The organism is Mycobacterium sp. ACS4331, from assembly GCF_001667265.1.
Taxonomy (GTDB): domain Bacteria; phylum Actinomycetota; class Actinomycetes; order Mycobacteriales; family Mycobacteriaceae; genus Mycobacterium.
The window spans coordinates 1-23,561 of the sequence record NZ_LZHW01000029.1 but is presented as its reverse complement, the minus strand read 5'-3'; the positions used below and the strand labels follow the sequence as shown (position 1 = coordinate 23,561).

21 protein-coding genes and 1 pseudogene are annotated in these 23,561 nt (G+C 70.5%); 2 read left to right on the top strand and 20 right to left on the bottom strand.

Annotated features, from left to right (window positions below; genetic code table 11):
• The first annotated feature begins 16 nt into the window (after positions 1 to 16).
• Positions 17 to 748: a type 1 glutamine amidotransferase gene (locus A5727_RS07760; protein ID WP_068247179.1), complete on the top strand. Its 732-nt coding sequence runs from the start codon at positions 17 to 19 to the stop codon at positions 746 to 748.
• On the opposite strand, the gene A5727_RS07755 is transcribed toward A5727_RS07760, so the two are convergent.
• Entirely contained in the window at positions 730 to 2,058 is a 1,329-nt protein-coding gene (locus tag A5727_RS07755; protein ID WP_068247177.1) for a TIGR01777 family oxidoreductase, read from the bottom strand. The two genes, A5727_RS07760 and A5727_RS07755, sit on opposite strands and share 19 nt — an antisense overlap.
• A gap of 49 nt (positions 2,059 to 2,107) precedes the next feature.
• Here A5727_RS07755 and A5727_RS07750 point away from each other — a divergent pair, with 49 nt between their 5' ends.
• Positions 2,108 to 2,752, top strand: a complete 645-nt coding sequence (locus tag A5727_RS07750) for a phosphoribosyltransferase (RefSeq protein ID WP_068247174.1) — start codon at positions 2,108 to 2,110, stop codon at positions 2,750 to 2,752.
• Here the strand turns inward: A5727_RS07750 and A5727_RS27390 are convergent.
• The 19 genes and pseudogenes from A5727_RS27390 to mraZ form a co-directional block, all read right to left on the bottom strand.
• On the bottom strand, positions 2,749 to 3,069 hold the full coding sequence (locus A5727_RS27390; protein WP_157521275.1) for a phage holin family protein: 321 nt from the start codon (positions 3,067 to 3,069) through the stop codon (positions 2,749 to 2,751). The genes A5727_RS07750 and A5727_RS27390 overlap by 4 nt on opposite strands.
• A 22-nt stretch (positions 3,070 to 3,091) precedes the next feature.
• Positions 3,092 to 3,892: a DivIVA-like cell division protein Wag31 gene (wag31, locus tag A5727_RS07740; protein WP_068247171.1), complete on the bottom strand. Its 801-nt coding sequence runs from the start codon at positions 3,890 to 3,892 to the stop codon at positions 3,092 to 3,094.
• Between the two features lie 186 nt (positions 3,893 to 4,078).
• Positions 4,079 to 4,369, bottom strand: coding sequence for a YggT family protein (locus A5727_RS07735; RefSeq protein WP_068247164.1), 291 nt, complete (start codon positions 4,367 to 4,369; stop codon positions 4,079 to 4,081).
• A gap of 85 nt (positions 4,370 to 4,454) precedes the next feature.
• Positions 4,455 to 5,129, bottom strand: a complete 675-nt coding sequence (locus A5727_RS07730; protein WP_068247161.1) for a cell division protein SepF — start codon at positions 5,127 to 5,129, stop codon at positions 4,455 to 4,457.
• A gap of 52 nt (positions 5,130 to 5,181) precedes the next feature.
• A complete protein-coding gene (locus A5727_RS07725) occupies positions 5,182 to 5,919 on the bottom strand; it encodes a YggS family pyridoxal phosphate-dependent enzyme (RefSeq protein WP_068247159.1) in 738 nt (245 codons plus the stop codon).
• Positions 5,916 to 6,632, bottom strand: coding sequence for a peptidoglycan editing factor PgeF (gene pgeF, locus A5727_RS07720; protein ID WP_068247158.1), 717 nt, complete (start codon positions 6,630 to 6,632; stop codon positions 5,916 to 5,918). The genes A5727_RS07725 and pgeF overlap by 4 nt, the downstream gene beginning before the upstream one ends.
• 3 nt (positions 6,633 to 6,635) lie before the next feature.
• Positions 6,636 to 7,793, bottom strand: coding sequence for a cell division protein FtsZ (gene ftsZ / locus A5727_RS07715; RefSeq protein WP_068247155.1), 1,158 nt, complete (start codon positions 7,791 to 7,793; stop codon positions 6,636 to 6,638).
• Between the two features lie 181 nt (positions 7,794 to 7,974).
• A complete protein-coding gene (locus A5727_RS07710; RefSeq protein ID WP_231991987.1) occupies positions 7,975 to 8,880 on the bottom strand; it encodes a cell division protein FtsQ/DivIB in 906 nt (301 codons plus the stop codon).
• The gene (murC, locus tag A5727_RS07705; protein WP_068247136.1) at positions 8,877 to 10,334 is read right to left on the bottom strand and encodes a UDP-N-acetylmuramate--L-alanine ligase; all 1,458 of its coding nucleotides are present in this window, start codon (positions 10,332 to 10,334) and stop codon (positions 8,877 to 8,879) included. Before murC ends, A5727_RS07710 begins: the two co-directional genes overlap by 4 nt.
• Complete coding sequence (gene murG / locus A5727_RS07700; protein WP_231991991.1) at positions 10,331 to 11,398, bottom strand: undecaprenyldiphospho-muramoylpentapeptide beta-N-acetylglucosaminyltransferase; 1,068 nt, start codon at positions 11,396 to 11,398, stop codon at positions 10,331 to 10,333. Before murG ends, murC begins: the two co-directional genes overlap by 4 nt.
• Before the next feature lie 415 nt (positions 11,399 to 11,813).
• Positions 11,814 to 13,108, bottom strand: a pseudogene (gene ftsW, locus A5727_RS07695) (putative lipid II flippase FtsW); the annotation flags it as partial.
• Between the two features lie 56 nt (positions 13,109 to 13,164).
• Positions 13,165 to 14,625: a UDP-N-acetylmuramoyl-L-alanine--D-glutamate ligase gene (gene murD / locus A5727_RS07690; RefSeq protein ID WP_068247129.1), complete on the bottom strand. Its 1,461-nt coding sequence runs from the start codon at positions 14,623 to 14,625 to the stop codon at positions 13,165 to 13,167.
• A gap of 1 nt (position 14,626) precedes the next feature.
• The gene (mraY, locus tag A5727_RS07685; RefSeq protein ID WP_068247126.1) at positions 14,627 to 15,706 is read right to left on the bottom strand and encodes a phospho-N-acetylmuramoyl-pentapeptide-transferase; all 1,080 of its coding nucleotides are present in this window, start codon (positions 15,704 to 15,706) and stop codon (positions 14,627 to 14,629) included.
• Positions 15,703 to 17,211: a UDP-N-acetylmuramoyl-tripeptide--D-alanyl-D-alanine ligase gene (locus A5727_RS07680; RefSeq protein WP_068247123.1), complete on the bottom strand. Its 1,509-nt coding sequence runs from the start codon at positions 17,209 to 17,211 to the stop codon at positions 15,703 to 15,705. The genes mraY and A5727_RS07680 overlap by 4 nt, the downstream gene beginning before the upstream one ends.
• Complete coding sequence (locus A5727_RS07675) at positions 17,208 to 18,761, bottom strand: UDP-N-acetylmuramoyl-L-alanyl-D-glutamate--2,6-diaminopimelate ligase (protein ID WP_068247120.1); 1,554 nt, start codon at positions 18,759 to 18,761, stop codon at positions 17,208 to 17,210. Before A5727_RS07675 ends, A5727_RS07680 begins: the two co-directional genes overlap by 4 nt.
• A gap of 58 nt (positions 18,762 to 18,819) precedes the next feature.
• Positions 18,820 to 20,703, bottom strand: a complete 1,884-nt coding sequence (locus A5727_RS07670; protein WP_068247117.1) for a peptidoglycan D,D-transpeptidase FtsI family protein — start codon at positions 20,701 to 20,703, stop codon at positions 18,820 to 18,822.
• Positions 20,700 to 21,749, bottom strand: coding sequence for a cell division protein FtsL (ftsL, locus tag A5727_RS28065; RefSeq protein ID WP_068247115.1), 1,050 nt, complete (start codon positions 21,747 to 21,749; stop codon positions 20,700 to 20,702). Before ftsL ends, A5727_RS07670 begins: the two co-directional genes overlap by 4 nt.
• Positions 21,746 to 22,900, bottom strand: a complete 1,155-nt coding sequence (gene rsmH / locus A5727_RS07660; RefSeq protein WP_082949663.1) for a 16S rRNA (cytosine(1402)-N(4))-methyltransferase RsmH — start codon at positions 22,898 to 22,900, stop codon at positions 21,746 to 21,748. The genes ftsL and rsmH overlap by 4 nt, the downstream gene beginning before the upstream one ends.
• Positions 22,875 to 23,306, bottom strand: a complete 432-nt coding sequence (gene mraZ / locus A5727_RS07655) for a division/cell wall cluster transcriptional repressor MraZ (RefSeq protein ID WP_068247112.1) — start codon at positions 23,304 to 23,306, stop codon at positions 22,875 to 22,877. Before mraZ ends, rsmH begins: the two co-directional genes overlap by 26 nt.
• Positions 23,307 to 23,561 lie beyond the last annotated feature (255 nt).

Below are 23,561 nucleotides of genomic sequence, written 5' to 3'. Positions count from 1 at the left end.
CAGTAGAGTTTCCCAAGTGGCAGGTCGGCTTCTCTTCATCTACAACGACCCATCGGCCCCCGAGGCCCTGCTGGGCGAGGTGTTCACCGAGCACGGGTTCGACATCGACGTCCTCAACGTGGTCCCCGCCGACCGGCTCGACGATCCGGCGGTCGATGTCACCTTCCCCGACCCGACGGATTACGACGTCGTGGTGCCACTGGGTTCCCGTTGGTCGGTGTACGACGACGCACTCCTGTCGACGTGGGTGGGTGCCGAGATGCAGTTCATTCGGGACGCACAGGCCGCCGGGGTCGGCGTACTCGGCGTGTGCTTCGGCGGGCAGTTGATCGCGCAGGCGTTGGGCGGATCGGTGTCCCGCTCCCCGTCCCCGGAGCTCGGCTGGTACGAAGTGTCCAGCACCACGCCGGATCTCGTGTCCAGCGGACCGTGGTTCGCGTGGCATTTCGACCGGTGGACGCTGCCCCCGGGCGCGGTCGAGGTGGCCCGAAACAGCTCGGCCTCCCAGGCGTTCACCGCGGGCAGCGCCCTTGCCCTGCAGTTCCATCCCGAACTGGACGACGCACTGCTCGAACTGTGGATCGACGAGGACCGCGACAACGAGGTCGAACGTGTCGGAGCCGACGTGGACAGACTCCGCGCGGACACCGCAGCACAGCGTGACGCCGCGGCGGGCAGGGTGCGCGCGCTGGTCTCCGGGTTTCTGAGCCGAGTCGGACGACCGGTCGCTCACGCCCGCCCGAGTTGATGCGCGAGCGCCTCGGCGATCCTGGGGTGCCGGAACCGGTGCCCGAGGGTCGACAGCACGGTGGGCTGCACCCGTTGTGAGGCCTGGGCCAACTGCTCGACCCCCTCGGCGCCCAGCAGTGCCCGCGGGCCGAACGACGGCACCGGAAGAAGAGCCGGCCGGTGCAGTCTGCGGGCCAGCGCGGTGGTGTACTCGGCGTTGCGGACGGGGTGCGGCGCAACGGCATTCACCGGACCGCTGAGCCGCTCGTCGAACAGCGCGCGGTAGTGGATGTCGGTCAGGTCGTCGATGCCGATCCACGACAACCACTGAGTGCCGTCGCCGAGCCGGCCACCCAGGCCCGCACTGAACAGCGGGCGCAGCAGACGCAGCGTGCCGCCGCGGGCGGACTGCACGATTCCGGTCCGCACGCGCACCACCCGCACCCCCGCCTCGGCGGCGGGCTCGGTCGCGGCCTCCCAGTCGCGCACCACCTCGGCCAGGAATCCCGAACCCGCTGCGCTGTCCTCGGACAGGACCTCGTCCCCGCGGTCGGCGCCGTAGAACCCGATTGCTGAGGCGCTGACGAACACCGCCGGCCCGTCCGATGCGCGCGCCGCGACCTCGGCCAACCGGCGGGTGGGGCCGATCCGGCTGTCGCGGATCGCGACCTTGTGCGCTGCGGTGAACCGCCCCGCGATCGACGCGCCGGCCAGGTGCACCACACCGTCGACGCCGTCGAGCAGGTCGGGAGCGGGATCGTCGGGATCCCAACGTCGTTCGTCGGGGCCGAGGTCGCCACCGCGGATCAGTCGCAGGACTCGATGCCCGCCGGTGCTGAGCAGGGCGCACAGCGCCGTCCCGACCAACCCCGAGGATCCGGTCACCGCGACCGTCAACCGACGTTCGAGCCGCTGCCCGGCGTCCTGGTGGATCGCGAGGTCGTCGGCGAGTTGGCGATGACGGTAGGTGAACATCGGCCGCAGCAGTGCGGCCGGCACGGGTGCGGTGACCCGGTCCCGCATCAGGGTGGTGTCGCCGTCGTGCTCAAGGAACTCGTGCACGTGCCGCCAGGGCTGCAGCCCGCCCAACGCCCAGGTGTCGACGAACTGCTGCGGCGGCCGGAATCCGGCCGGGTCGTGCCGGGCCGTCCAGCGCAGGCCGCCGGGCAGGCCGAGCACCGCGCGGCCGTCGGCCAGCGACGATGCCTCCCGCACCGGGGTGAGCGGCTGCCACGGCGGCAACAGGCGCTGCAGCGCTCCGGGCCTGGTGTGCCAGGCGTACACCGTGGGGCGGGGATGGGCGAGCACACTGGAGAATTCGATACCCACGCCGCGCGGGTACCCGTTTGGTCAGACTGGGACGCACAGGAGTACACCGATGCATCGCTGCCATTACCGCAACCGCGCCGAAGCGGGTCGTGTGCTGTCGGAGACACTGACCGCAGGCAGCACACCACTGGGCGACCCGTCGCAGATCGTCGTGCTCGGGTTGGCCCGCGGCGGCGTTCCGGTGGCCGCCGAAGTGGCCCGCCGGCTCGGCGCGGTCCTCGACGTCGCGGTCGTGCGCAAACTGGGTGTGCCCGGACATGAGGAGCTGGCGCTCGGCGCGATCACCCGCGAGCGGATCGTGCTCAACGACAAGCTCATCCGGTCATTGGGGGTGGCACAGAAGGACATCGACGAGGTGGTGGCCCGCGAACGTCGCGAACTCATCCACCGCGAATCGGCGTATCGGGGCGGACGGGAACCCCATCCACTGGTCGATCGGACCGTGATTCTGGTCGACGACGGCATCGCGACCGGCGCCAGCATGCGTGCGGTGGCGCTGGATGCGCGGGCGCAGGGAGCCCGGCGGGTGGGGGTCGCGGTGCCGACGGCGCCGGACTCGGTGTCCGCGGACTTCGCCGAGGTCGCCGACGAGTTCGTCTGTCCGCACACCCCGCGGCCCTTCACCGCCGTCGGGATGTCCTACGCCGACTTCGGCCAGACCAGCGACGACGAGGTGCGCGCGCTGCTGACCTAGGGCTGGTTGGACCGGGGTTCTTCCGTGGTGTCGACGTCTGACGGCGCCGTGGCCGGGGTCTCCTCGGGGTAGTCGGCGTCGAAGTTCTGGTACGTCGCCTCGGTTGAGTCGTCCGGTGGCACAACGGGTTCCTCGGCGTCGGCGACGTCGGCGGCCGTACCGCGCTGACGTTCACGGATCGCGTCCACGATGAGCAGTATCACGCCCAGCACGCTGGCCGCGATACACACCCACGCCACGATCTCACTGCTCGTCACCACTGCTGTGACGAGGGCGATCAGGCCGATGACGGCCAGCACCAGGGCAACGATCAGCATCGCAACGCCTCCCCGGCGCTAGTCAGTTGGTTCCGCGATTGAACTGGTTGAAACCGCCGTCGCCCGCGCTCGAATCGACCGGAGCGGCGGACCCGCGTTGACCGAGTTCCTCCAACTGCGATTCCAGGTAGGTCTTGAGCCGGGTGCGGTACTCGCGCTCGAACGTGCGCAGCTGCTCGAGCCGGCCCTCCAGCACCGTGCGCTGCTGGTTGATGGTGCCCATGATCTCGGAGTGCTTGCGCTCGGCGTCGGCCTGCAGGGCGTCCGCCTTCTCCTGAGCCTGGCGCAGCTGGGTCTCCGACCGCGTCTGGGCGTCGGCGAGCAGCGCGTCGGCGCGCGTCTTGGCCTCCGAGACGGTGGTCTCAGCGGTGCGCTTGGCCTCGCTGACCATGGTCTCGGCGTTCGTGCGGGCGTCGTAGAGCAGCTTGTCGGCCTCAGCCTTGGCCGTGCTGGTCAGGCGGTCCGCGGTGTCCTGCGCCAGGGCCAGCACCTTGGCGGCCTTGATGTGGGCCTCCTCGCTGGGCGCGGCGGCCGCGGCTGGCGCCTCGTAGACGGGCTGCGGTGCGGGCTCGGGCTCCGGCTCAGGCTGATACAACGGGACGGCCTGCGTGGACTGCCCGCCGCCGCCGGCCCGCGCGCTGGCCAACTCCTGATCGAGCTCGCTGACCCGCTGGCGCAGGTCGGCGTTCTCTTCGATGAGGCGCGTGAGCTCGTTCTCGACCAAGTCGAGGAAGGCGTCGACTTCGTCCTCGTTGTATCCGCGTTTGCCGATCGGCGGCTTGCTGAACGCGACGTTGTGGACGTCGGCTGGTGTAAGCGGCATTCTCTGCCCCCTCGAGGTCTGTGCGGTCGAACCGTTCGGACAAGTTTAGAACGGACCACCAGGTTGGTAGCCGGACTGTAACTGGCGTCCATCCTGTCACACCAGAACCGCCGGTAGCCGTGGGGGGCGATAATTAAGGACGAATTTCAATCTCCGGCGAGCGATTTGCCAGCCCACCCGAGCGGCCTATATGGAGGCCGCGAACGCCACACGCATGGCGATGAAGGTCAGCAGCAGCAGCACCATGATGGACAGGTCCAACCGGACCGCACCGATGGTCAACTGCGGAATGAGCCGCCGCAGAAGCTTCACCGGGGGGTCGGTGACGGTCATGATGGCTTCCAGGATCACGACGGTGAAACCGCGCGGATGCCAGTCCCGGCTGAATGACCGGATGAACTCCACGACCACCCGGGCGATGAGCAGCACCCAGAACAAGAACAGCGCGAAACCCAGGATTTCGAAGAAGATCTTCAACCTTGAGCGACCTTACTGACGAGGTTGTGACGACGCCGATGCGAACGATCGGCCCTCGTCAGCCTACCGGTGGGGAACGGCGGGCTTACTGGTAGGCGTAGAACCCGGCCTCAGCCATCCGCCGGCGCTCCTCGGGCGTGACCTCGACGTCCGCCGGCGACAGCAGGAACACCTTGGTGGCCACCTTGTCGAAGGACCCGCGCAGGGCGAATGCCAGGCCCGCGGCGAAGTCGACGAGCCGCTTGGCGTCCGCGTTGTCCATGGACACCAGGTCCATGATCACGGGCGTGCCGTCGCGGAACCGCTCCCCGATGGTGCGGGCCTCGCTGTAGTCCTTGGGGCGCAGCGTCGTGATCTTCGACAGCGGGCTGCCCTCGTCGAACAGCATCTGCATCCGCCGGGGGTCCATCGCCAGCGCGCCGCGGGTCGACCCACGCAGGGCGCCCAGTCGTGGCGCCGCGGCCGCCGCCGGGCGGTCGAACTCACGGGGCCGGAAACGGGTGTCGCGGGGATCCTCGGCGTAGCCGCCGCGGTACGCGCCGGCGTACTCGGGCTCGTCCTCGTACTCGCGCTCGGGGTAGCGGCCGCCACGGTCGTAGCCGCCGTCGAATCCGGGGCCCTCGAAACGCTCGCGGCGCGGGTATCCGCCCCGCCCGGCGCCACGCTCGTGGTCATGATCATGGTCGTCGTAATACTCGTCGTCGTAGTCCTCCAACGGTGCCATCCCGAAGTAGGCCTTGACCTTGTGCAGTGCGCTCATCGCGGGACCCTCTCGATGGTGCTTGTGATGAAGATGTGACTGGAGTGACTACTCACGGTGACGTTAGCGGTCGAGGGCCCATAAGCGCGGTTCCGACACGCACACATGTCGACCCATGTTTGACCGCCGCCTCGAGATCACCGGTCATCCCCGCGGACAGTCCGAGGCGCTGCTGACAGTGGGCCTGTACCCGCTCCCGTTCGGCGGCCAACGCGGCGAACGCCCGGTCCGCGTCGGCGCCCAGCGGCGGGATGGCCATCAGGCCAACGAGTTCGAGCCCTTCGGCGGCATCCACCTGCGCACAGAGCGCATCGACCGCGGCGGGATCGTTGATGTCGACGCCTCCCCTGCTGACATCGCCGTCGAGGCTGATCTGGATGTAGACGCCCACGGGTGCCTGACGGCGCCCCTCGGCGCGGGCGTCGACCGACCCACGGTCGAGTGCGGCCGCCACCTTGGCACTGCTCACCGAGTGGACCGTGGTGGCCCACCCGGCGATCGAGCGGGCCTTGTTGCGCTGGATCTGGCCGATCATGTGCCAGCTCACGTCGTCGGGCCAGTCCGGGATCCGGGCCAGCGACGCGATCTTGTCGCGCGCCTCTTGATCACGCGACTCGCCGAACGAACGGCAGCCGAGGTCGACCAGAATCTGCACGTCCGAGGCGGGGAAGAACTTGGTGATGGGCAGCAGTTCGATCTCGTCGGTGCTGCGCCCGGCCGCCTCGGCGGCATCGGCGAGACGGGTGCGCAGGGCCGCCCAGGCCCGGTCGAGGTCGTCGCGGCGGCTCATCGCTGCGGCTCCAGCCAGATCAGTGACGCCAGGCGCCCCGTCGGCGCACCGCGACGATGACTGAACAGTGAGGTGTCGTCGACCGTGCAGCGCGGATCGATGTCGATCGCCCGGACACCGAAATCCGTGAGCTGGCGCGCGATTCCGGCGCGCAGGTCCAGACCCGGAGTCCCCTTCGCGGTCACGGTCACACTGCCCGGCAGCGCGACCTCGACGTCGGCGGCCATCTCCCGGGGCACCTCGTAGTTGCGTCCGCTGACGGCCGGGCCGAGCAGCACCGAGATGTCGGCCGCCCGCGCACCGAGTGCGACCATGGCCTCGAGCGTGCGCAGCACGATCCCGTTCTGCGCACCGACCCGACCGGCGTGTGCGGCCGCGACGACGCCGGCGCGGGCGTCGGCCAGCAGGACCGGAACACAGTCGGCGGTCACGACCGCCAGCGCCAGCCGCGGCTGGGCGGTGACCAGGGCGTCGGTGTTGTCGAACGACGTGGTGCGGGGACCGTCGACGACCTCGACGTGGGCGCTGTGCACCTGGTTCATCCAGACGACACGGTCGACGCCGAGACCCGTCGCCTCGGCGAGCCGACGCCGGTTGGCGGCGACGGCCGCGGGATCGTCACCGACGTGGTCGCCCAGATTGAAGGTGTCGTACGGCGGCGCGGACACGCCACCGGCGCGGGTGGTGGTGACGCGCCGGACCCGGTGCGTCACCGGTCAGTGGCGCATGAAGGGCGGGACGTCGACGTCATCGTCAGCGATGCCGTCGTCGTCGCCACCGCCGACACGCACCGTGGCCCCGTTGGTGTGAGCGGGCACGGTGGCGGGATCGGACGGTTCGAACAGCGAGGTCGTGACCGAACCGGCGCGGCCCGGCGCCACGGCCTGACCCGATCCGGAGGCGGCCACCACGGGCTTGCGACCGGCGGAGCCGGCCTCGAAGCCCGCCGCGATCACCGTGACGCGGACCTCGTCGCCGAGCGAATCGTCGATCACGGTGCCGAAGATGATGTTGGCCTCGGGATGCGCCGCGTCCTGCACGAGCGAGGCGGCCTCGTTGATCTCGAACAGGCCCAGGTCGCTGCCGCCCGCGACCGACAGCAGCACGCCCTGCGCCCCGTCCATCGACGCCTCGAGCAGCGGAGAGTTGATCGCGATCTCGGCGGCCTTGAGCGCGCGACCGTCGCCGCGCGCGGCGCCGATGCCCATCAGGGCCGTTCCCGCACCGCTCATGACGCCCTTGACGTCGGCGAAGTCGACGTTGATCAGGCCCGGCGTGGTGATCAGGTCGGTGATGCCCTGCACACCGTTGAGCAGCACCTCGTCCGCGCTGCGGAACGCGTCCATCAGCGACACCGCGGCATCGCCCATCTGCAGCAGTCGATCGTTGGGGATCACGATCAACGTGTCGCAGCTTTCGCGCAGCGCGGTGATGCCGGCTTCGGCCTGGTTCGACCGACGCTTGCCCTCGAACGAGAACGGCCGGGTGACCACGCCGACGGTCAGCGCACCGAGCTTGCGCGCGATGGTGGCCACGACGGGAGCGCCGCCGGTGCCGGTGCCACCGCCCTCGCCTGCGGTGACGAACACCATGTCGGCGCCGCGCAGGAGTTCCTCGATCTCATCCTTGGCGTCCTCGGCGGCCTTGCGGCCCACCTCGGGGTCGGCGCCGGCGCCGAGACCGCGGGTCGAGTCGCGCCCGACATCGAGTTTGACGTCGGCATCGCTCATCAACAGCGCCTGGGCGTCGGTGTTGATGGCGATGAACTCGACACCCTTGAGGCCCTGTTCGATCATTCGGTTGACGGCATTGACGCCGCCGCCGCCGATGCCGACCACCTTGATGACGGCCAGGTAGTTGTGCGGGGGGGTCATGGGTCGCCTTCCTCCCAAGATCGGTTGTCTGTCGTCCACCGAACTCCTGACCGGCAAACCCTCAACCTCAACCATAGGCTTAGAGTTATGTCAAGTAGTTCCGTGTAACACAGACGGTATGGCCGTCGCCGCGTTCAGTCGTGCAGGCGCGCCGAAACCCACGAGCAATTTTGGCCCGGATTCACTTCACAGTCGGCAGGTCCGGGCTGGAGACGTCATAGACCCGCCCGGGCTGGGTCAGCAGCGCCGCGAGTTTCTCGGCCTTCTCCGCGGTGCGTTCGTTGGTGCCCCACACCACTTCCCTGCCGTCGGACAGTGTCAGCGTGATCGAGGCCACCGACGGCGCGGCGACGCGGCCGACCTGACCGGCGACATCGGGTGCCAAAGTGGTCAAGACGGCCAGGGCCGCCTCGGTCGACGGGTCGTTGGGTCCCGGCGCCTCGACGTCGAGGTACGGCAGTGAGGGCGGCGGCGGGGCGGTCGCGAAGTCCACGCCGTCACGATCGAACAGGTGCGGTCCATCCGGATAGTCCTTGACCGCCACCGGAACCCGCTCCACGATCGTGATCCGCAGCGTCGAGGGGTACTCACGCTGCACGCGTGCGCTCGCGACCCGGCGGATGGTCGCGACCCGGTCGGCCACGTCAGAGGTGTTGATCTGCAGAAGTGGCGTGCCGATCCGCACCTGCGCGGCGCCGAGCACCTCCTCGGCCGTCACCTCACCGGTTCCCACCACCACCACATCGCGCGCGGACATCAGCGGCGTGAAGTACACGATCAGCCCCAGCGCCACCGCCAGCACCGCGACCAGAACGCCGATCGCCAGCGCCTTCAGGCCCCGAACCGACCCGCGCGCAACGGGTTTGGCCGACGCCAGGGCATCCGAACGGGCCTTGCGCTTGGCCTCGCGGCGAGCCTCCTCGATCGCGATGGCCCGTTGCTGGGCGGCTCGGCGTTCCTCTCGCTCACGCCGTGCGCGCCGCCGCGGCCCCTCGAAGTCCCCCGCCTCCTGCGCCTGTGCGTCGTCGTGAGGCGGTTCGGGTTCCGCGTCGTCGGTCTGCGCGACGGGATCGTCCGACTCGGTCACCAGCCGACTCCGGGCCGCCCCGGCGCACTGCGGTTGGCCTGCACCTGAACCGCCGTCACGATCTCCGGGCCGAGCATCGTGACATCGCCCGCACCCATCGTGACCACGACGTCCCCGGGACGCGCGATCTCGGCCACGGTCTGGGCCACCGACGAGAAGTCCGGCAGGTAGCGCACCGGCACCGAGACCTTCTCCGCGATGGTGGCACCGCTGATCCCGGCGAGCGGCTGTTCCCGCGCGGCGTAGACGTCGAGCACGAACACCCGGTCCGCGGTGCTCAGCGCGTCCGCGAAGTCGGCCGCGAAAGTCTTTGTGCGCGAATACAGATGTGGCTGGAACACCGCGAGCGTGCGGCCTCCGCCGCTCTGCTCGGCCACGGTGCGCAGCGCCGAGAGCACCGCGCGGACCTCGGTCGGGTGATGTGCGTAGTCGTCGAAAACCCGCACGCCGTTGGCCACCCCGACCAACTCGAAGCGGCGCCGCACACCTTCGAACCCGCTCAGGCCGTCCAACACGGTCTCCACCGGCGCGCCGGCCTCGACCGCGGCCAGCAGCGCCGCCAGCGCGTTGAGCGCCATGTGCCTGCCCGGCACCGCCAACCGCATCGCACGCGGATGGGATTCGCCGGCCAGCGCGATCTCGGCCACCGCGCCGGTGCCCTGCTGCTGCCAGGACAGCAGCGTGCCCGCCAGTTCTCGCTCCCCCGCGGTTCCGTAGGCGAGCACCCGCACACCCTGCGCGGCCGCGCGGTCGGCCAGTGCGGCCGAACCCGGGTCGTCGGCGCAGACCACCAGCGCGCCGCCGGGGGCCAACCGGTCGACGAACTTGTCGAAGACCTCGCTGTAGGCCTCGGCGCTGCCGAAGAAGTCGAGGTGATCGGCCTCGATGTTGGTCACCACCGCGACATTCGGCGTGTACTCCAACAGCGACCCGTCGCTCTCATCCGCCTCGGCGACAAAGCATCCGCCGCTGCCGTGGTGCGCATTGGTGCCGGCCTCGCCCAGGTCGCCGCCCACCGCGAAGGACGGGTCCATGCCCGCGTGCTGCAGCGCCACGATCAGCATCGAGGTGGTCGTCGTCTTGCCGTGCGTCCCGGTGACCATCAACGTCGTGTGGCCGGCCATCAGCTTGGCCAGCACCGCGGGCCGCAGCACCACGGGGATCGCCCGGCGGCGCGCCTCGACGAGTTCGGGATTGGTCTTGGGGATCGCGGCGTGCGTCGTGATGACCGCGGTCGGGCCACCCGGCAGCAGATCCAGCGCCGAGGCGTCGTGACCGATGTTGATCAGTGCGCCGCGGGCCCGCAGCGCCACCACGCCGCGCGACTCCTTGGCGTCGGAGCCGCTCACGAGCGCGCCGCGGTCCAGCAGGATCCGGGCGATCCCGGACATGCCGGCCCCGCCGATGCCCACCATGTGCACGCGCTGAAGCTCCTCGGGAAGCGGTGCGCTCATCGTCGTCCCCTCGCCCGGGCCGCGCGCGCGACCTCCAACGCGACGGCGGCCACCTTCTGCGCCGCGTCGCGGTGACCGACCTGCGCCGTGGCGGTGGCCATCGCCGCGAGCCGGGCCTCGTCGCGCAGCAGGCCGCCGACCACGTCGGCGACGAACTCTGCAGACAGCTCGGCGTCGTCGATCAGCAGGCCGCCACCGGCCTCGACGACCGGGAGGGCGTTGAGTCGCTGTTCCCCGTTGCCGATGGGCAACGGAACATAGACCGCCGGAAGTCCGACCGCCGACACCTCGGCCACCGTCATGGCACCCGAGCGGCACATCGCGAGGTCGGCGGCGGCGTACGCCAGGTCCATCCGGTCCAGGTAGGGCACCGCGACGTACGGCGGATCGCCGGGTGCGGGCGTGCGCAGGTCCAGGGTGTTCTTGGGGCCGTGTGCGTGCAGCACCGCGATCTTCTGGGCGGCCAGCGCGCCGGCCGCCGCCGAGACCGCCCGGTTGATCGAGGCGGCGCCCTGCGATCCGCCGAACACCAACAGCACCCGGGCGTCCTCGGCGAAGCCGAAGTGCGCACGGGCCTGAGCGCGAAGGGTCGCGCGATCGAGTCCGGTGATCGTCGAACGCACCGGAATGCCGACCACCTCGGCGGCCTTGAGACCGGAGTCGGGCACCGCGGCCAGGACCTGGGCCGCCGACCGGGCGCCGACCTTGTTGGCGATGCCCGCCCTCGCGTTGGCCTCGTGGATGACGACGGGCACCCGGTGGCGGCCGGTCGGCCCACCGCGGGCGGCCAGATAGGCCGGCAGCGCGACGTATCCGCCGAATCCGATCACGACGTCGGCGTGCACAGCGGTGAACACGTCGCGGACCTCACGCACCGCGGTGCGCACGCGCGCGGGCAGGCGCAGCAGGTCAGCACTCGGCTTCCGCGGTAACGGCACCGGGGTGATGAGTTCGAGGTGGTAGCCGCGTTCGGGCACCAATCGGGTCTCCAGACCGCGTGCGGTGCCCAGCGCCGTGATCCGCACCCGCGGATCGAGTGCTGTCAGCGCATCGGCGACGGCCATCGCGGGCTCGACATGTCCGGCCGTCCCGCCTCCGGCGAGGACCACGGAGAACACATCGTCCTGGCGCTGGCGCCCCGAGTCGCTGTGCTCCTGCCCGCCGGCGGGCACCTGGACCGAGTCGTTCACCCGTAACGCTGACCTTCCACTGCGCTGGCGCCGCGTGACCGGGGATTCCTCCCGCCCGCAGCCGCCGGTTGTCTACGACCTCGCGGGGCATCCTGGCCCCGTTGGCCGTCTCCATGATGCCCTGACCGTCGCACCCGGCGTTCATCAGCATGGGACTTGGCGGTTCGACTCGGGGTGGACCGAGCGGCCTTCGCCGGTTTGGCGGACTTCGCCTTCGCCGGTTTCGCGGACTTCGCCTTCGCCGGTTTGGCGGACTTGGCCTTCGCCGGCTTCGCGGCCGCCTTGGGCTTGGTCCGCAGCCGATCGCGCAGCACCTCGACCCGCGACGGGACGTACGGCTCCGGCAGTGGAAGGCGCAGCAGACGGTTCATCCGGTCGTCGGTGCCCGCCCGCAGTGCCGCCACCGCGTCCGGTTCATGCCGGGCCGCATTCGCCATCACGCCGATCATGAAGAGGGTGGTGGCCGTCGATGTTCCGCCGGCCGAGATGAGCGGAAGCTGCAGCCCGGTCACCGGCAGCAGACCCACGACGTATCCGACGTTGATGAACACCTGACCCAGGATCCACATCGTCGTGGTCGCGGTGAGCAGCCGCAGGAACGGGTCGGCCGACCGGCGAGCGATGCGCATGCCGGTGTAGGTGAACAGCGCGAACAGGCACAGCAGGCCGACCGCGCCGATGAAGCCGAGTTCCTCGCCGATGATCGCGAAGATGAAGTCGTTGTGGGCGTTCGGCAGGTAGTTGTATTTCGCTGTGCCCTGGCCCAGACCGTCACCGAAGATGCCGCCGTTGGCGAGTGCGAACTTGGCCTGACGGGCCTGGTATCCCGAGCCCTGGGCGTCCGCGGACGGATCCAGCCAGGACTGCACGCGCGCCGACCGGTACCCCTCGGACACCGCGAGGATGGCGCCGGCCACGAAGATGCCGAGCACCGAGGTCAGAAAGACCTTCAAGGGCAGGCCCGCGTACCACAGCAGGCCCAGCAGGATGATGCCCAGCGACACCGTCTGCCCCAGGTCGGGCTGGAGCACGATCAGCAGGAGTGCGACAAGCGCCGCCGGGACCAGCGGGATGAGCATTTCGCGCAGGGAGGCGCGTTCCATGCGGCGGGCGGCCAGCAGCTGGGCACCCCAGATCGCGAACGCGATCTTGGCCAGTTCGGAGGGCTGCATGGAGAACCCGGCGACGACGAACCAACCCCGGGACCCGTTGGCGACGGTGCCGATGCCGGGGATGAGCACGAGTACGAGCAGCACGATGGTCAGCGCGAAACCCGGAAACGCCAGGCGGCGCATCACCGCGACCGGCGTGCGCAGCGCGGCGTAGAACGCCACGAGGCCGATCACCGTCCACAGCACCTGCTTGGCGAAGATCGTCCACGGCGAGCCGTCCTCGTCGTAGGAGTGCACGCCCGAGGCCGACAGCACCATGATCAGGCCCAGTGTCACCAGCAGGGCCGCGATCGCGACGATCAGATGGAACGACGTCATCGGCTTGCCCAGCCACGTTCCGAACCGGGTGCGTGGCGTCCCGGCGGCCGTCGCCGGGGCCGGCTGCGGCGCCGCGTCCGGTTCGGGTCCCGCCGGGCGGACCCGGGCCCACCACCGGCTCACGATGTCAACCCCCATCGCCCCGGACTCCTACCGGCCGGTGGCGGTCAGGGCCCGTACCGCGGCGGCGAATCGGTCGCCGCGGTCGGAGTAGCCGCTGAACTGATCGAAGGAGGCGCCCGCGGGCGCCAACAGCACAGTGTCGCCGGGGGCGGCGAACTCGCGCGCCGCCGTGACGGCCTGAGCCATCACCGCGTCCCCCAACGCGCCGTCCGCGATATCAATCACACGAGTCACAGCTGACTCATCTGTCCCAAGCACCCCAACATCCTCCCCCGCCACCAACGCAACCACGGGGACATCGGGTGCGTGTCGCGCCAAGGCGTCGGCAATCACAGCCCGGTCGCGCCCGATCAGGACCGCAGCAACCAGCCGATCGGCGACCCTGGCCACCATGTCATCGACGGATGCGCCCTTGAGCAGCCCGCCGGCAATCCATACGACACGCGGGAACGCATTGATCGAGGCCTCGGCGGCATGCGGGTTGGTGGCCTTCGAGTCGTCGACGTAGGACACCCCGTCGACCTCGCCCACCACCTCGGCACGGTGCCGTCCGACCCGGAAGGTCGCCAGCGCCTCGGCGATCGCCTCTGCCGACACGTCGACGGCGCGGGCCAGTGCCGCCGCGGCCAGGGCATCGAGCACGCCCACGGGCCCGGCCACCGGAATGGCGTCGACCGGCGCGAGCGGCACGCCGTCGCCGTCCGCGAAGGCGCGGTCGACCAGCATGCCGTCCCGCACGCCGAGTTCTCCGGGCCCGGGTGGGCCGAGCCGGAACCCGACCCGAACCGGGGCCGACGCCGAGTCCAGCAGCGCCGACGCCAGCGCATCGTCGAGACCGACGACCGCCACCCGGCCCTCGAGCACCTTCGCCTTGGCTCCCGCGTAGTGCTCGAGCGAGCCGTGCCAGTCCAGGTGATCCTCGGCGATGTTGAGCACCACCCCCGCCTCCGGCCGCAGCGACGACGACCAGTGCAGTTGGAAACTCGACAGCTCGACCGCCAGGAACTCCGACGGGGACGCGAGCACATCGAGGACGGGGTCACCGATGTTGCCGCACAGCAGGCTGCGCCGCCCGGCCGCGGTGAGCATCGCGTGCAGCATCGAGGTTGTCGTGGTCTTGCCGTTGGTGCCGGTCACGACGAGCCAGCGCCGAGGGGGCCCGAATACGCCTGCCTGATCCAGGCGCCAGGCCAGTTCGACGTCACCGATCACCGGGATTCCGGCTCGGGCCGCGGCCGTCGCGATGGGCGAGGTGGGCGGCAGGCCCGGGCTGACGGCCACCAGCGCATAGTCACCCACCCGCTGCGCCGCGGAGTCACCGTCGATCACCCGCACACCCTGGAAGGCGAACGGCTCCAACGCCATCGGGTTGTCGTCGGTCAGGTCGGCCAGGACTCCCAGCGGCGTCAGCGCCGACAGCAGCGCGCGGCCCGTCACCCCCGCCCCCACGACCAGGACGCGGGTGCCGGCAGCCAGCGGTCCGGTCACCTCAGGCGCCGATCGTGGTCAGCCACTCGCCGTAGAACAACGCCACGCCCAGGCCGCAGGCGATCGCGGTGAGCAGCCAGAACCGGATGATGACGGTCGTCTCGGCCCATCCGACGAGTTCGAAGTGGTGATGGAACGGCGCCATCCGGAACACCCGCCGGCCCGTGGTGCGGAAGGCCAGGATCTGCACGACCACCGACACGATCTCGGCCACGAACAGCGCGCCGAGCACGACCGCGAGCACCTCGGTGCGGCTGGTCACCGACAGACCGGCGATGATGCCGCCCAGCGCCAGCGAGCCGGTGTCACCCATGAAGATCTTGGCCGGTGCCGCGTTCCACCACAGGAAGCCGATACAGGCGCCCGCGGTGGCCGCCGCGATGATCGCCAGGTCCAGCGGGTCACGCACGTTGTAGCAGCCCAGGTCCGGCGCCGTCGCGCACGCGTTGCGGTACTGCCAGAACGTGATCAGCACATACGCCGCGCTGACCATGCCCATGCTGCCCGCCGCGAGGCCGTCGAGACCGTCGGTGAAGTTCACCGCGTTGGACCAGGCCGACACGATCAGGACCACGAACAGCACGAACAGCAGCGGCGGCAGCGTGATCGTGGCGATCTCGCGGACATAGGACAGTTCGGTGCTGGCCGGCGTGAGCCCGTCGGCGTTGCGGAACTGCAGCACGAGCACGCCGAACAGGACGGCCGCCAGCACCTGGCCGACGGTCTTGGCGGTCTTGTTCAGGCCCAGGTTGCGGGACCTGCGGATCTTGATCAGGTCGTCGAGGAACCCCACGATGCCCAGCGCCGTGGCCAGGCCCAGCACGAGCATCCCGGTGGCCGACGGCCCGGTGCCGTCGAGTGCGAGGCCGATCAGGTGCGTACCCAGGTAACCGGCCCAGATGCCGGCCAGGATCGCGACGCCGCCCATCGACGGCGTGCCGCGCTTGGTCTTGTGGCTCGGCGGGCCGTCCTCACGGATCTCGTGCCCGAAGCCCTGCTTGGTGAACAGCCTGATCAGGGCCGGGGTCAGCAGGATCGACACCGCCAGCGAAAGGCCGACGGCGATCAGGATCAGTTTCATTCGCCGCCCTCAGGGTCGTCGACCAGCGTCTGCGCCAGGGCGGCCAGGCCCACCGAGTTCGAGGCCTTCACCAGCACGACGTCGCCGGGCGCCAGTTCGGCACGCAGAAGCGCCAGCGCCGCATCGACATCGTCGACGCGGACCGCCTCCGATCCCCACGACCCCTCCATGACCGCACCCTGGTGCATGGCGCCCACTGCCCTCCCGGTTCCCACGACGATCAACCGTGACACATCTAAGCGCACCGCGAGCCGGCCGATGCGGTCGTGCTCGGAAATCGTGTCCTCACCGAGTTCGGCCATCTCACCGAGTACGGCGAAACTGCGTCGTGGTCCCTGCGGTCCATCGGCCGAGCGCGCCATCCAGGCCAGCGCCTGCAGACCGGCGCGCATGGAGTCCGGATTGGCGTTGTAGGCGTCGTTGACGACCGTGACGCCGTCGGCCCGGGTCGTCACGGCCATGCGGTGCGGTGACGCGGGTCCGGCGGTGGCCAGCGCGGTCGCGATCTGCTCGCCGGTGGCGCCGCATTCGAGCGCCACGGCCGCGGCACACAGCGCATTGGTCACCTGATGGTCGCCGTGTACCGCGAGCGCCACCGGGACGTCCTGATCACCCCAGTGCAGATGGAATCGAGGCCGGGCCAGGTCGTCGAGTGCCACCTGGTCGGCCCAGACCTCGGCGGCACCGGCGGCGGCGCTGCGACTGACCCGCACCACCTTGGCGTCGGTGACGGCGGACATCGCCGCGACCGCCGTGTCGTCGACGTTGAGCACCACCACCCCGTCGGACGAAACCGCCTGCGCCAACTCGGCTTTCGTGTCCGCAATGGCCTGCCGGGAGCCGAACTCGCCGAGGTGGGCGGTGCCCACGTTGAGCACCACGGCGATGCGCGGCGGCGCGATCCTGGCCAGTTCCGCGATGTTGCCGCGGTGCCGCGCCGACATCTCCAGCACCAGGAAGTCGGTGTCACCGGTGGCGCGCAGCACGGTCCATGGATGGCCGAGTTCGTTGTTGAACGACCCGGGCGGGGCGACGACCTGGCCCAGCGGCGCCAGCACCGCGGCCAGCAGGTCCTTGGTCGAGGTCTTGCCCGACGATCCGGTGACACCGATGATGGTCAACCCGTCAGCGGCCAGGCGGCGCGCGACCGCTCCCGCGAGTCTGGCCAGCGCGGCCAGCACCGCGGCCCCTGCGCCGTCGCGGTCATGCTCGAGCACGCTGGCGCCGCTGTCGCCGGGGTCCACGGGCGGGACCACGATCGCGGGCACGCCCACCGGGCGGGCGGCCAGCACCGCGACCGCCCCCGCCTCGATGGCGGCCGGTGCGAAGTCATGTCCGTCGGCCCGTGCGCCGGGCAGCGCCAGGAACAGGCCGCCGGGGCCCAGTGCGCGGGTGTCGAACTCCACGGTGCCGGTCACCACCGTGGCCGCGGCCTCCTGCTCGCTGATGTCGGCGAGTCGGCCGCCGACGATGTCCGCGATCTCGACCAGAGTCAGTTCGATCATCGTGCCGCCTGTCGTGCGTCGAGCGCCGTCGCCAACTCGACCCGGTCGTCGAACGGCACCGTCGTGCCGCCCGCGGTCTGTCCCGTCTCGTGCCCCTTGCCGGCGATCAACACCACGTCCCCGGCGCGGGCCCAGGCGACGGCGTGCGCGATCGCGGCACGCCGATCGCCGATCTCAACGATCTGCGCCAGGGTGGCCGCCCCGGTGGCGCCGGCGACGACCTCGGCGCGGATCGCCGCCGGATCCTCGTCGCGGGGGTTGTCGTCGGTGACGACCACGAGGTCGGCGAGTTCGGCTGCGGTGGCACCCATCGGCGCACGCTTGCCGGCGTCGCGGTTGCCTCCGGCACCGAACACGACCGCGATGCGGCCGACACCGTCCTGCCTGCGCAGGGTCTCGAGCACCGCGCGCAGCGCACCGGGCTTGTGCGCGTAGTCCACGAGCGCCAGGAAGTCCTGTCCGCGCTCGATCGGTTCGAGCCGACCCGGCACGGTCGCGGCCATCAGACCCGGCGCGGCCTGCTCCGGGGCCACCCCGATGGCGTCGAGGATTGCCAGCGCGACAAGGCAGTTGGCGATGTTGTAGCCGCCGGGCAGTCTGATGCCGACGCGGTGGTGCACACCGGCCGGATCGACGGCCGTGAACTCCTGGGCACCGTCGCCGGTGACCACGACGTCCTCCACGGTCCAGTCGGCGGGTCCGGTGGCGCTGACGGTCACGGCGCGCCCGGCCCGGGCCGCCATGGCACGTCCGGCCTCGTCGTCGACGCAGATCACGGCGAGACGCGCATGCCCCGGCGAGTCCGCGGCGAACAGCCGCGCCTTGGCCTCGAAGTAGTCGGCCATCGTCGGGTGGAAGTCGAGGTGGTCGCGCGAGAGGTTGGTGAACCCGCCCACCGCGAAGCCGATGCCGTCCACGCGCCCCAGCGACAGCGCGTGGCTGGAGACCTCCATGACCGCGGTGTCGACACCGCGCTGGACCATGGCCGCGAGCAGGCCCTGCAGCGCAGGCGCCTCGGGTGTGGTCAGTGCGCTCGGGACGTCCTGGCCGTCGATGCGGACGCCGACTGTGCCGATCAGACCGGGGCGCCGGCCCGCGGCACGCAGACCGGCCTCGATGAGGTGCGTGGTGGTGGTCTTGCCGGACGTGCCGGTGACGCCGACGACGGTCAGGTGCTCCGACGGCCAGCCGTAGACCTCGGCGGCGGCCCTGCCCAGCACCGATCTCGGATCGTCGTGCACCAGGACGGGCGCCGTGGGCGCGGACCGGCCCAGCACGGCCGCACCGGCGGTGTCGGTCAGCACGGCGACGGCGCCGCGGGCCAACGCATCCCCGGCGTAGGCGGCGCCGTGGGCCGAGGCCCCGGGCAGCGCCGCGAACAGGTCTCCCGGCCGGGCCTCCTGACCACGCAGGGTCACTCCCGTGACGACAAGGTCCGCCGGTCCGGTCAGAGTCGCGCCGACGGCGCCGGCCAACCGGCCCAACGACACCCCGGGAACGCCCTCAGGACGCAGGATCGACACTCCAAGCACCTCCGTCCGCGCAGCCATCGTCGGGTGTTCCGACCAGCCTGACACCCTACCGAGCGAGCGGCGGGGGTCCTGCGCGTCAGGTGGCCTGCAGCATCAGCGGCGGTCCCGGATCCGGCGACAGCGGGACGTTCTCCCGCTGCATGAGCCAGGCGGCGATGTTGTGGAACAGCGGCGCGGCCGACGAGCCGGGGCTGCCGTCGGCGGCGCGGTGCGGGGCGTCCATCATCACGCCGATGACGTACCGCGGGTCGTCCACGGTCGCCATACCGGCGAAGGTGATCCAGTAGACGTCGCTGTAGTAGCAGCCGCAGGCGGGGTTGATCTGCTGGGCGGTGCCGGTCTTGCCCGCCACCTGGTAGCCCTCGACGGCGGCCTGCGGGCCGGTGCCCTGCTGGTAGCCCATCGGGTCGCGCTGCACGATCGCGCGGAACATGTTGCGCACGGTCTGCGCGGTCTGCGCCGAGACCACCCGAACACCCTCGGGCCGCGGTTCCTCGGTGCGGGTGCCGTCGGGCGCGATCGTGGCCTTGATGATGCGCGGCGGAATCCGGATCCCGTCGTTGGCGATGGCCTGGTACATGCCGGTCATCTGCAGCAGGGTCATCGAAAGACCCTGTCCGATGGGCAGGTTGGCGAAGGTGCTGCCCGACCACTGGGCCATCGGCGGCACCAGGCCCGCGCTCTCGCCGGGCAGGCCGACGTTCGCGCGCTGCCCGAGCCCGAACTTGCGCAACATCTCAAACCAGCGCTCCTCGCCGATCCGCTGCGCCAGCATCAGCGTCCCGACGTTGGAGGACTTCCCGAACACGCCGGTGGTGGTGTAGGGCATGACGCCGTGCTTCCACGCGTCACCGACTGTGACACCGCCCATGTCGATCGAGCCCGGAACCTGCAGCACCTCATCGGGATTGGTCAGGCCGTACTCGATCGCCGCGGCCGCGGTGACGATCTTGTTGACCGACCCCGGCTCGAACGGCGACGAGACCGACAGGTTGCCCATCTGCCGGTCGCCCTGCCTGCCGATGTCCTGGGACGGGTCGAACGTGTTGTCATTCGACATCGCCAGCACTTCACCGGTTTTGGCGTCGAGGACGACGGCCGAGACGTTGGCCGCGCCTGAGGCGTCCTTGGCCATCTGCACCTGCTGCTGCACATGGAACTGGATGTCGTCGTCGATGGTCAGCTGCACGGTCGATCCGTCGACCGCGCTGTGCCGGTTGCGGTAGCTGCCGGGGATGACGACGCCGTCGGAACCGCGGTCGTAGGTGATCGACCCGTCCGTGCCCGCCAGCACCGCGTCCATGGAGTCCTCAAGACCCAGAAGGCCGTGGCCATCCCAGTCGATGCCCCCCACGATGTTGGCGGCCAGCGCGCCGCCGGGATACTGCCGCAGGTCCTGACGCTCGGAACCGACCTCGGGGAACTCCTCCGAGATGGCGGTGGCCACCGCGGGATCCACGGCACGGGCCAGGTAGACGAAGGTCTCCGCGCTGTTGAGCTTGCGCAGCAGGGTGGCCATGTCGGGCCGGTTGTCCAGTTTCTCGGCGACCCCGCGTGCGATGTCTCGCAGGCGCTGCTTGGGGTCGGGCGCCTTCTCCGACTTCTCCCGCGCCGCGGCCAGCTGCTCGCGGATCCGCACCGGCTGGAACGTCAGCGCGCGGGCCTCGATCGTGAACGCGAGCTTGTCGAAGTTGCGGTCGACGATGCTGCCGCGGACGGCTTTTTCGACGTCGGTGACCTTCAACTGGCCCGCGGCCTGCGCACGCAGTTCCGGCGCCCGCGGAACCTGCAGGCTGAACAGCTGGGCCGACACGACGATCAGCACCAGAAAGATCGCCGCGCTCCCGATCCTGTGACGGAAGGCGAATGACGCCGTGCCGGAGTCGGGTTCACTGATCTCACGAGTGCGCCGAGCGCGCGCGGAGTGTCCGGGACCGCTGGGGTCGGGCTTGCGACTCATGCCGTGGCCTCGGGTGCGGGCGCGAGCGCTGCGGGTGCGGGTGCGGGCGCGGGCAGCAGACCCGGCACGGGCCCCTCAAGCGGGCTCGGGGCCGGACCCGGCAGCGGTGCCGCGGGCGTGGCCACCGGTGCATGGTCAAGCGGCGGCGCCGGAGCCGACGGGCGGACCAGCACCTCAGGACCCGCCGCGGGCAGGGGCGCAGGTATGGCGACCAGGGGCTGCACCGGCGGAACGACCGGTTCGGCGACGGGCGGCGCCGGCAGCCGCACCGCACGCTCAGGGTTGGCCGGCGTCGGCGGGGGCGCGGGGCGCTCGTCGGGAAGGGGGGTGTTCAGCGGCGGCGGCGGCACGCCCTCGGCCGGTTTGGGGGTGCCCACCACGATCCAGTTGCCGGTCGGGTCCTTGACCAGATGCGCGGTGTCGCGGGACGGGATCATCCCGAGGTTTCGAGCTGCCTCGGCGAGCGCCGGTGCGGCCTGGGCCTCCAGCACATCGCGTTCGAGGGCCTCCTTCTGCTGCATCAGTACGCGGTTGGCCTGGCGGGCATTGCCCAATTCGTACGACCGCTCGGCGGCGTCGGTCGAAAGCCACAGCGTGACACCGAGTCCCACCCCGAGTGCACCGATCACGAGCACCACGAAGGGCACCCGCGCGGCCAGGGTGCGGGGATTGAGGTCGATGGTGGCGATGCGATTGAGCAGCCGTTCCCGCAGCGGTACGCGGACAGCTTTGGGCGCCTTGGCCTTGCGGGCCTTGGCTCGGGCCTTCGCCTGCGTCGCGCTCGTGGGCCGGGCCGGCCGCCGTGATGGTGCGGTGGCCGGGCCGTGCTGGAGCGCGCGGGCGTCGCGGCCTCGGCCCCGGCCGTCCCGCGGCGGTTCGACGGGACGACGCGCTGTCCTGCGGGTGTCGTTGTCGGGGCGGCGACGACGCTCGCGGGGGTCCTCGCGGCGGGCCCCCTTGACCGCCGTCGAGGCGGGACGGCGCCGAGCCGAGTCGGCGGCCTTCGCGTTCGACCCCTTCGGCGTCGCGACACGCTTGCCTTTCACAGTCCACCCCGTTCTGTCGCTCGTTGCACTGCCCGCAGTCGCACTGCCGCTGCGCGCGGGTTCTGTTCGATCTCGTCGGCCTCGGCCCGTTCGGCGCCTCGAGTCACGGACACGAATTCCGGTTCGTGGCCGGGGAGTTCGACGGGCAGGCCGGGCGGCGTCCGGCTGGCGGTGGCCTCGGCGAACTCCGACTTGACGATGCGATCCTCCAACGACTGATAGGCCATGACGACCACCCGTCCGCCGACCGACACCGCCTCGAGCGCCGCGGGCAGTGCGGCCCGCAGCGAATCCAGCTCGGCGTTGACCGCGACCCGCAGGGCCTGGAAGGTGCGCTTGGCCGGATGCCCGCCGGTGCGTCGCGCGGGCGCCGGAATGGCCTCGTAGAGCAGCTCGACCAGTTCCGCTGTCGTCGTGAACGGTCTGACCTGCCTGCGCCGGACCACCTGAGCGGCGATCCTGGAGGCGAAGCGCTCCTCGCCGTACTCACGCAGGATCGCCGTGAGCTCTCCCTTGTCGAAGGTGTTGAGGATGTCGGCTGCACTCAGCGGCAGGTCCGGATCCATCCGCATGTCCAGCGGCGCGTCCGCCGAGTAGGAGAACCCGCGCTCGGTGCGGTCGAGCTGCATCGACGACACCCCGAGGTCGAACAGCACTCCGTCGATGGATCGGGTTGCGCTCAAACCGCATTCGGCGAGGGCGTCGGCGATGCCGTCGTAGCGCGTACGCACCGAGGTGAACCGGTCACCGAACCGAGCCAGGCGATCGCCGGCGATCTGCAGCGCGCTCGGGTCGCGGTCGAGGCCGATCACGCGCAGCGCGGGGAACTGTTCCAGGAAGCGTTCGGAATGCCCGCCGGCGCCGAGCGTCGCATCGACCAGCACCGCCTGTGCACCGTCCGGACCATGTCGGGTCAACGCGGGCGCGAGCAGATCGACGCAGCGTTCCAGCAGGACCGGCAGGTGACCATACGGGCCTTGATCTTCTGCCACCGCGACACCGCCCCTCAGGTGGTTGGCCACCCGCACATCGAGGTCCCTGCCCGATGCGGACCTGGCGTTGGGGAAGTACGCCAGGGCCGATTCGGACAGAGGCCACGATGCACGGGCCGGTTCACTCGCCGGTTCACAAGCTGTCGGAAAGCGCTTCATCGCCGGCTGCGGAGAAGTTCTCTTCGTGGGTCTGCTGGTAGGTCTGCCAAGCTTGGGCGTCCCAGATCTCGAGGTAGTCGACCGAACCGATCACCACGCACTCCTTGGACAGCCCCGCATAGCGACGGTGGTCTGCGGACAGGGTGATCCGGCCCTGACTGTCGGGGTGCTGCTCATCGGCGGCCGCCGCGAACACTCGAAGGTCAGCCCGCTTGTCCGGGTTGGCCTTGGCATCGGCGACAGCCTTGCGAGCCCGCTCCTCGAACTCCGCCCGCGGATACACGGCGAGGCTGTGATCTTGGCCTTTGGTGACCATCAACCCTCCTGCCAGTGCGTCGCGGAACTTCGCGGGCAACGTCAGCCGCCCCTTGTCGTCGAGCTTGGGCGTGTAGGTGCCGAGAAACACTCGTCACCTCCGCATCCCAGCCCTTGGGCCTTACCTGTCCGGACCCCCTCGCTCCGCACTCCGCCACCATACCCCACTCTCCCCCACTTTTCTCCATCTTTGTCCCCCAATAGGGCGCGTCGGCCCCACCTCGGCCCCGCCAGGGCGGTGTTGCAGGCCCCGAGCTGGGCACGAAAAGCGACCATCGCGCACAGATTCGCTGGTCACAGTGGTGCGCGGGGTACGGGGGGTGTGGTGGGGACGCTGTCTCTGATA

Excerpts from the sequence above, each read along its gene's own strand:
- A5727_RS07750 (WP_068247174.1), top strand. The coding sequence starts at position 2,108 with ATGCATCGCTGCCATTACCGCAACCGCGCCGAAGCGGGTCGTGTGCTG.
- A5727_RS27390 (WP_157521275.1), bottom strand. The coding sequence starts at position 3,069 with ATGCTGATCGTTGCCCTGGTGCTGGCCGTCATCGGCCTGATCGCCCTC.
- wag31 (WP_068247171.1), bottom strand. The coding sequence starts at position 3,892 with ATGCCGCTTACACCAGCCGACGTCCACAACGTCGCGTTCAGCAAGCCG.
- A5727_RS07730 (WP_068247161.1), bottom strand. The coding sequence starts at position 5,129 with ATGAGCGCACTGCACAAGGTCAAGGCCTACTTCGGGATGGCACCGTTG.
- A5727_RS07725 (WP_068247159.1), bottom strand. The coding sequence starts at position 5,919 with ATGAGCCGCCGCGACGACCTCGACCGGGCCTGGGCGGCCCTGCGCACC.
- ftsZ (WP_068247155.1), bottom strand. The coding sequence starts at position 7,793 with ATGACCCCCCCGCACAACTACCTGGCCGTCATCAAGGTGGTCGGCATC.
- murC (WP_068247136.1), bottom strand. The coding sequence starts at position 10,334 with ATGAGCGCACCGCTTCCCGAGGAGCTTCAGCGCGTGCACATGGTGGGC.
- murG (WP_231991991.1), bottom strand. The coding sequence starts at position 11,398 with ATGGCCGTCGCCGATGCGCTGACAGCACTCGATCCGCGGGTGCGGATC.
- mraY (WP_068247126.1), bottom strand. The coding sequence starts at position 15,706 with ATGAAACTGATCCTGATCGCCGTCGGCCTTTCGCTGGCGGTGTCGATC.
- A5727_RS07680 (WP_068247123.1), bottom strand. The coding sequence starts at position 17,211 with ATGATCGAACTGACTCTGGTCGAGATCGCGGACATCGTCGGCGGCCGA.
- A5727_RS07675 (WP_068247120.1), bottom strand. The coding sequence starts at position 18,761 with ATGGCTGCGCGGACGGAGGTGCTTGGAGTGTCGATCCTGCGTCCTGAG.
- A5727_RS07670 (WP_068247117.1), bottom strand. The coding sequence starts at position 20,703 with ATGAGTCGCAAGCCCGACCCCAGCGGTCCCGGACACTCCGCGCGCGCT.
- rsmH (WP_082949663.1), bottom strand. The coding sequence starts at position 22,900 with ATGAAGCGCTTTCCGACAGCTTGTGAACCGGCGAGTGAACCGGCCCGT.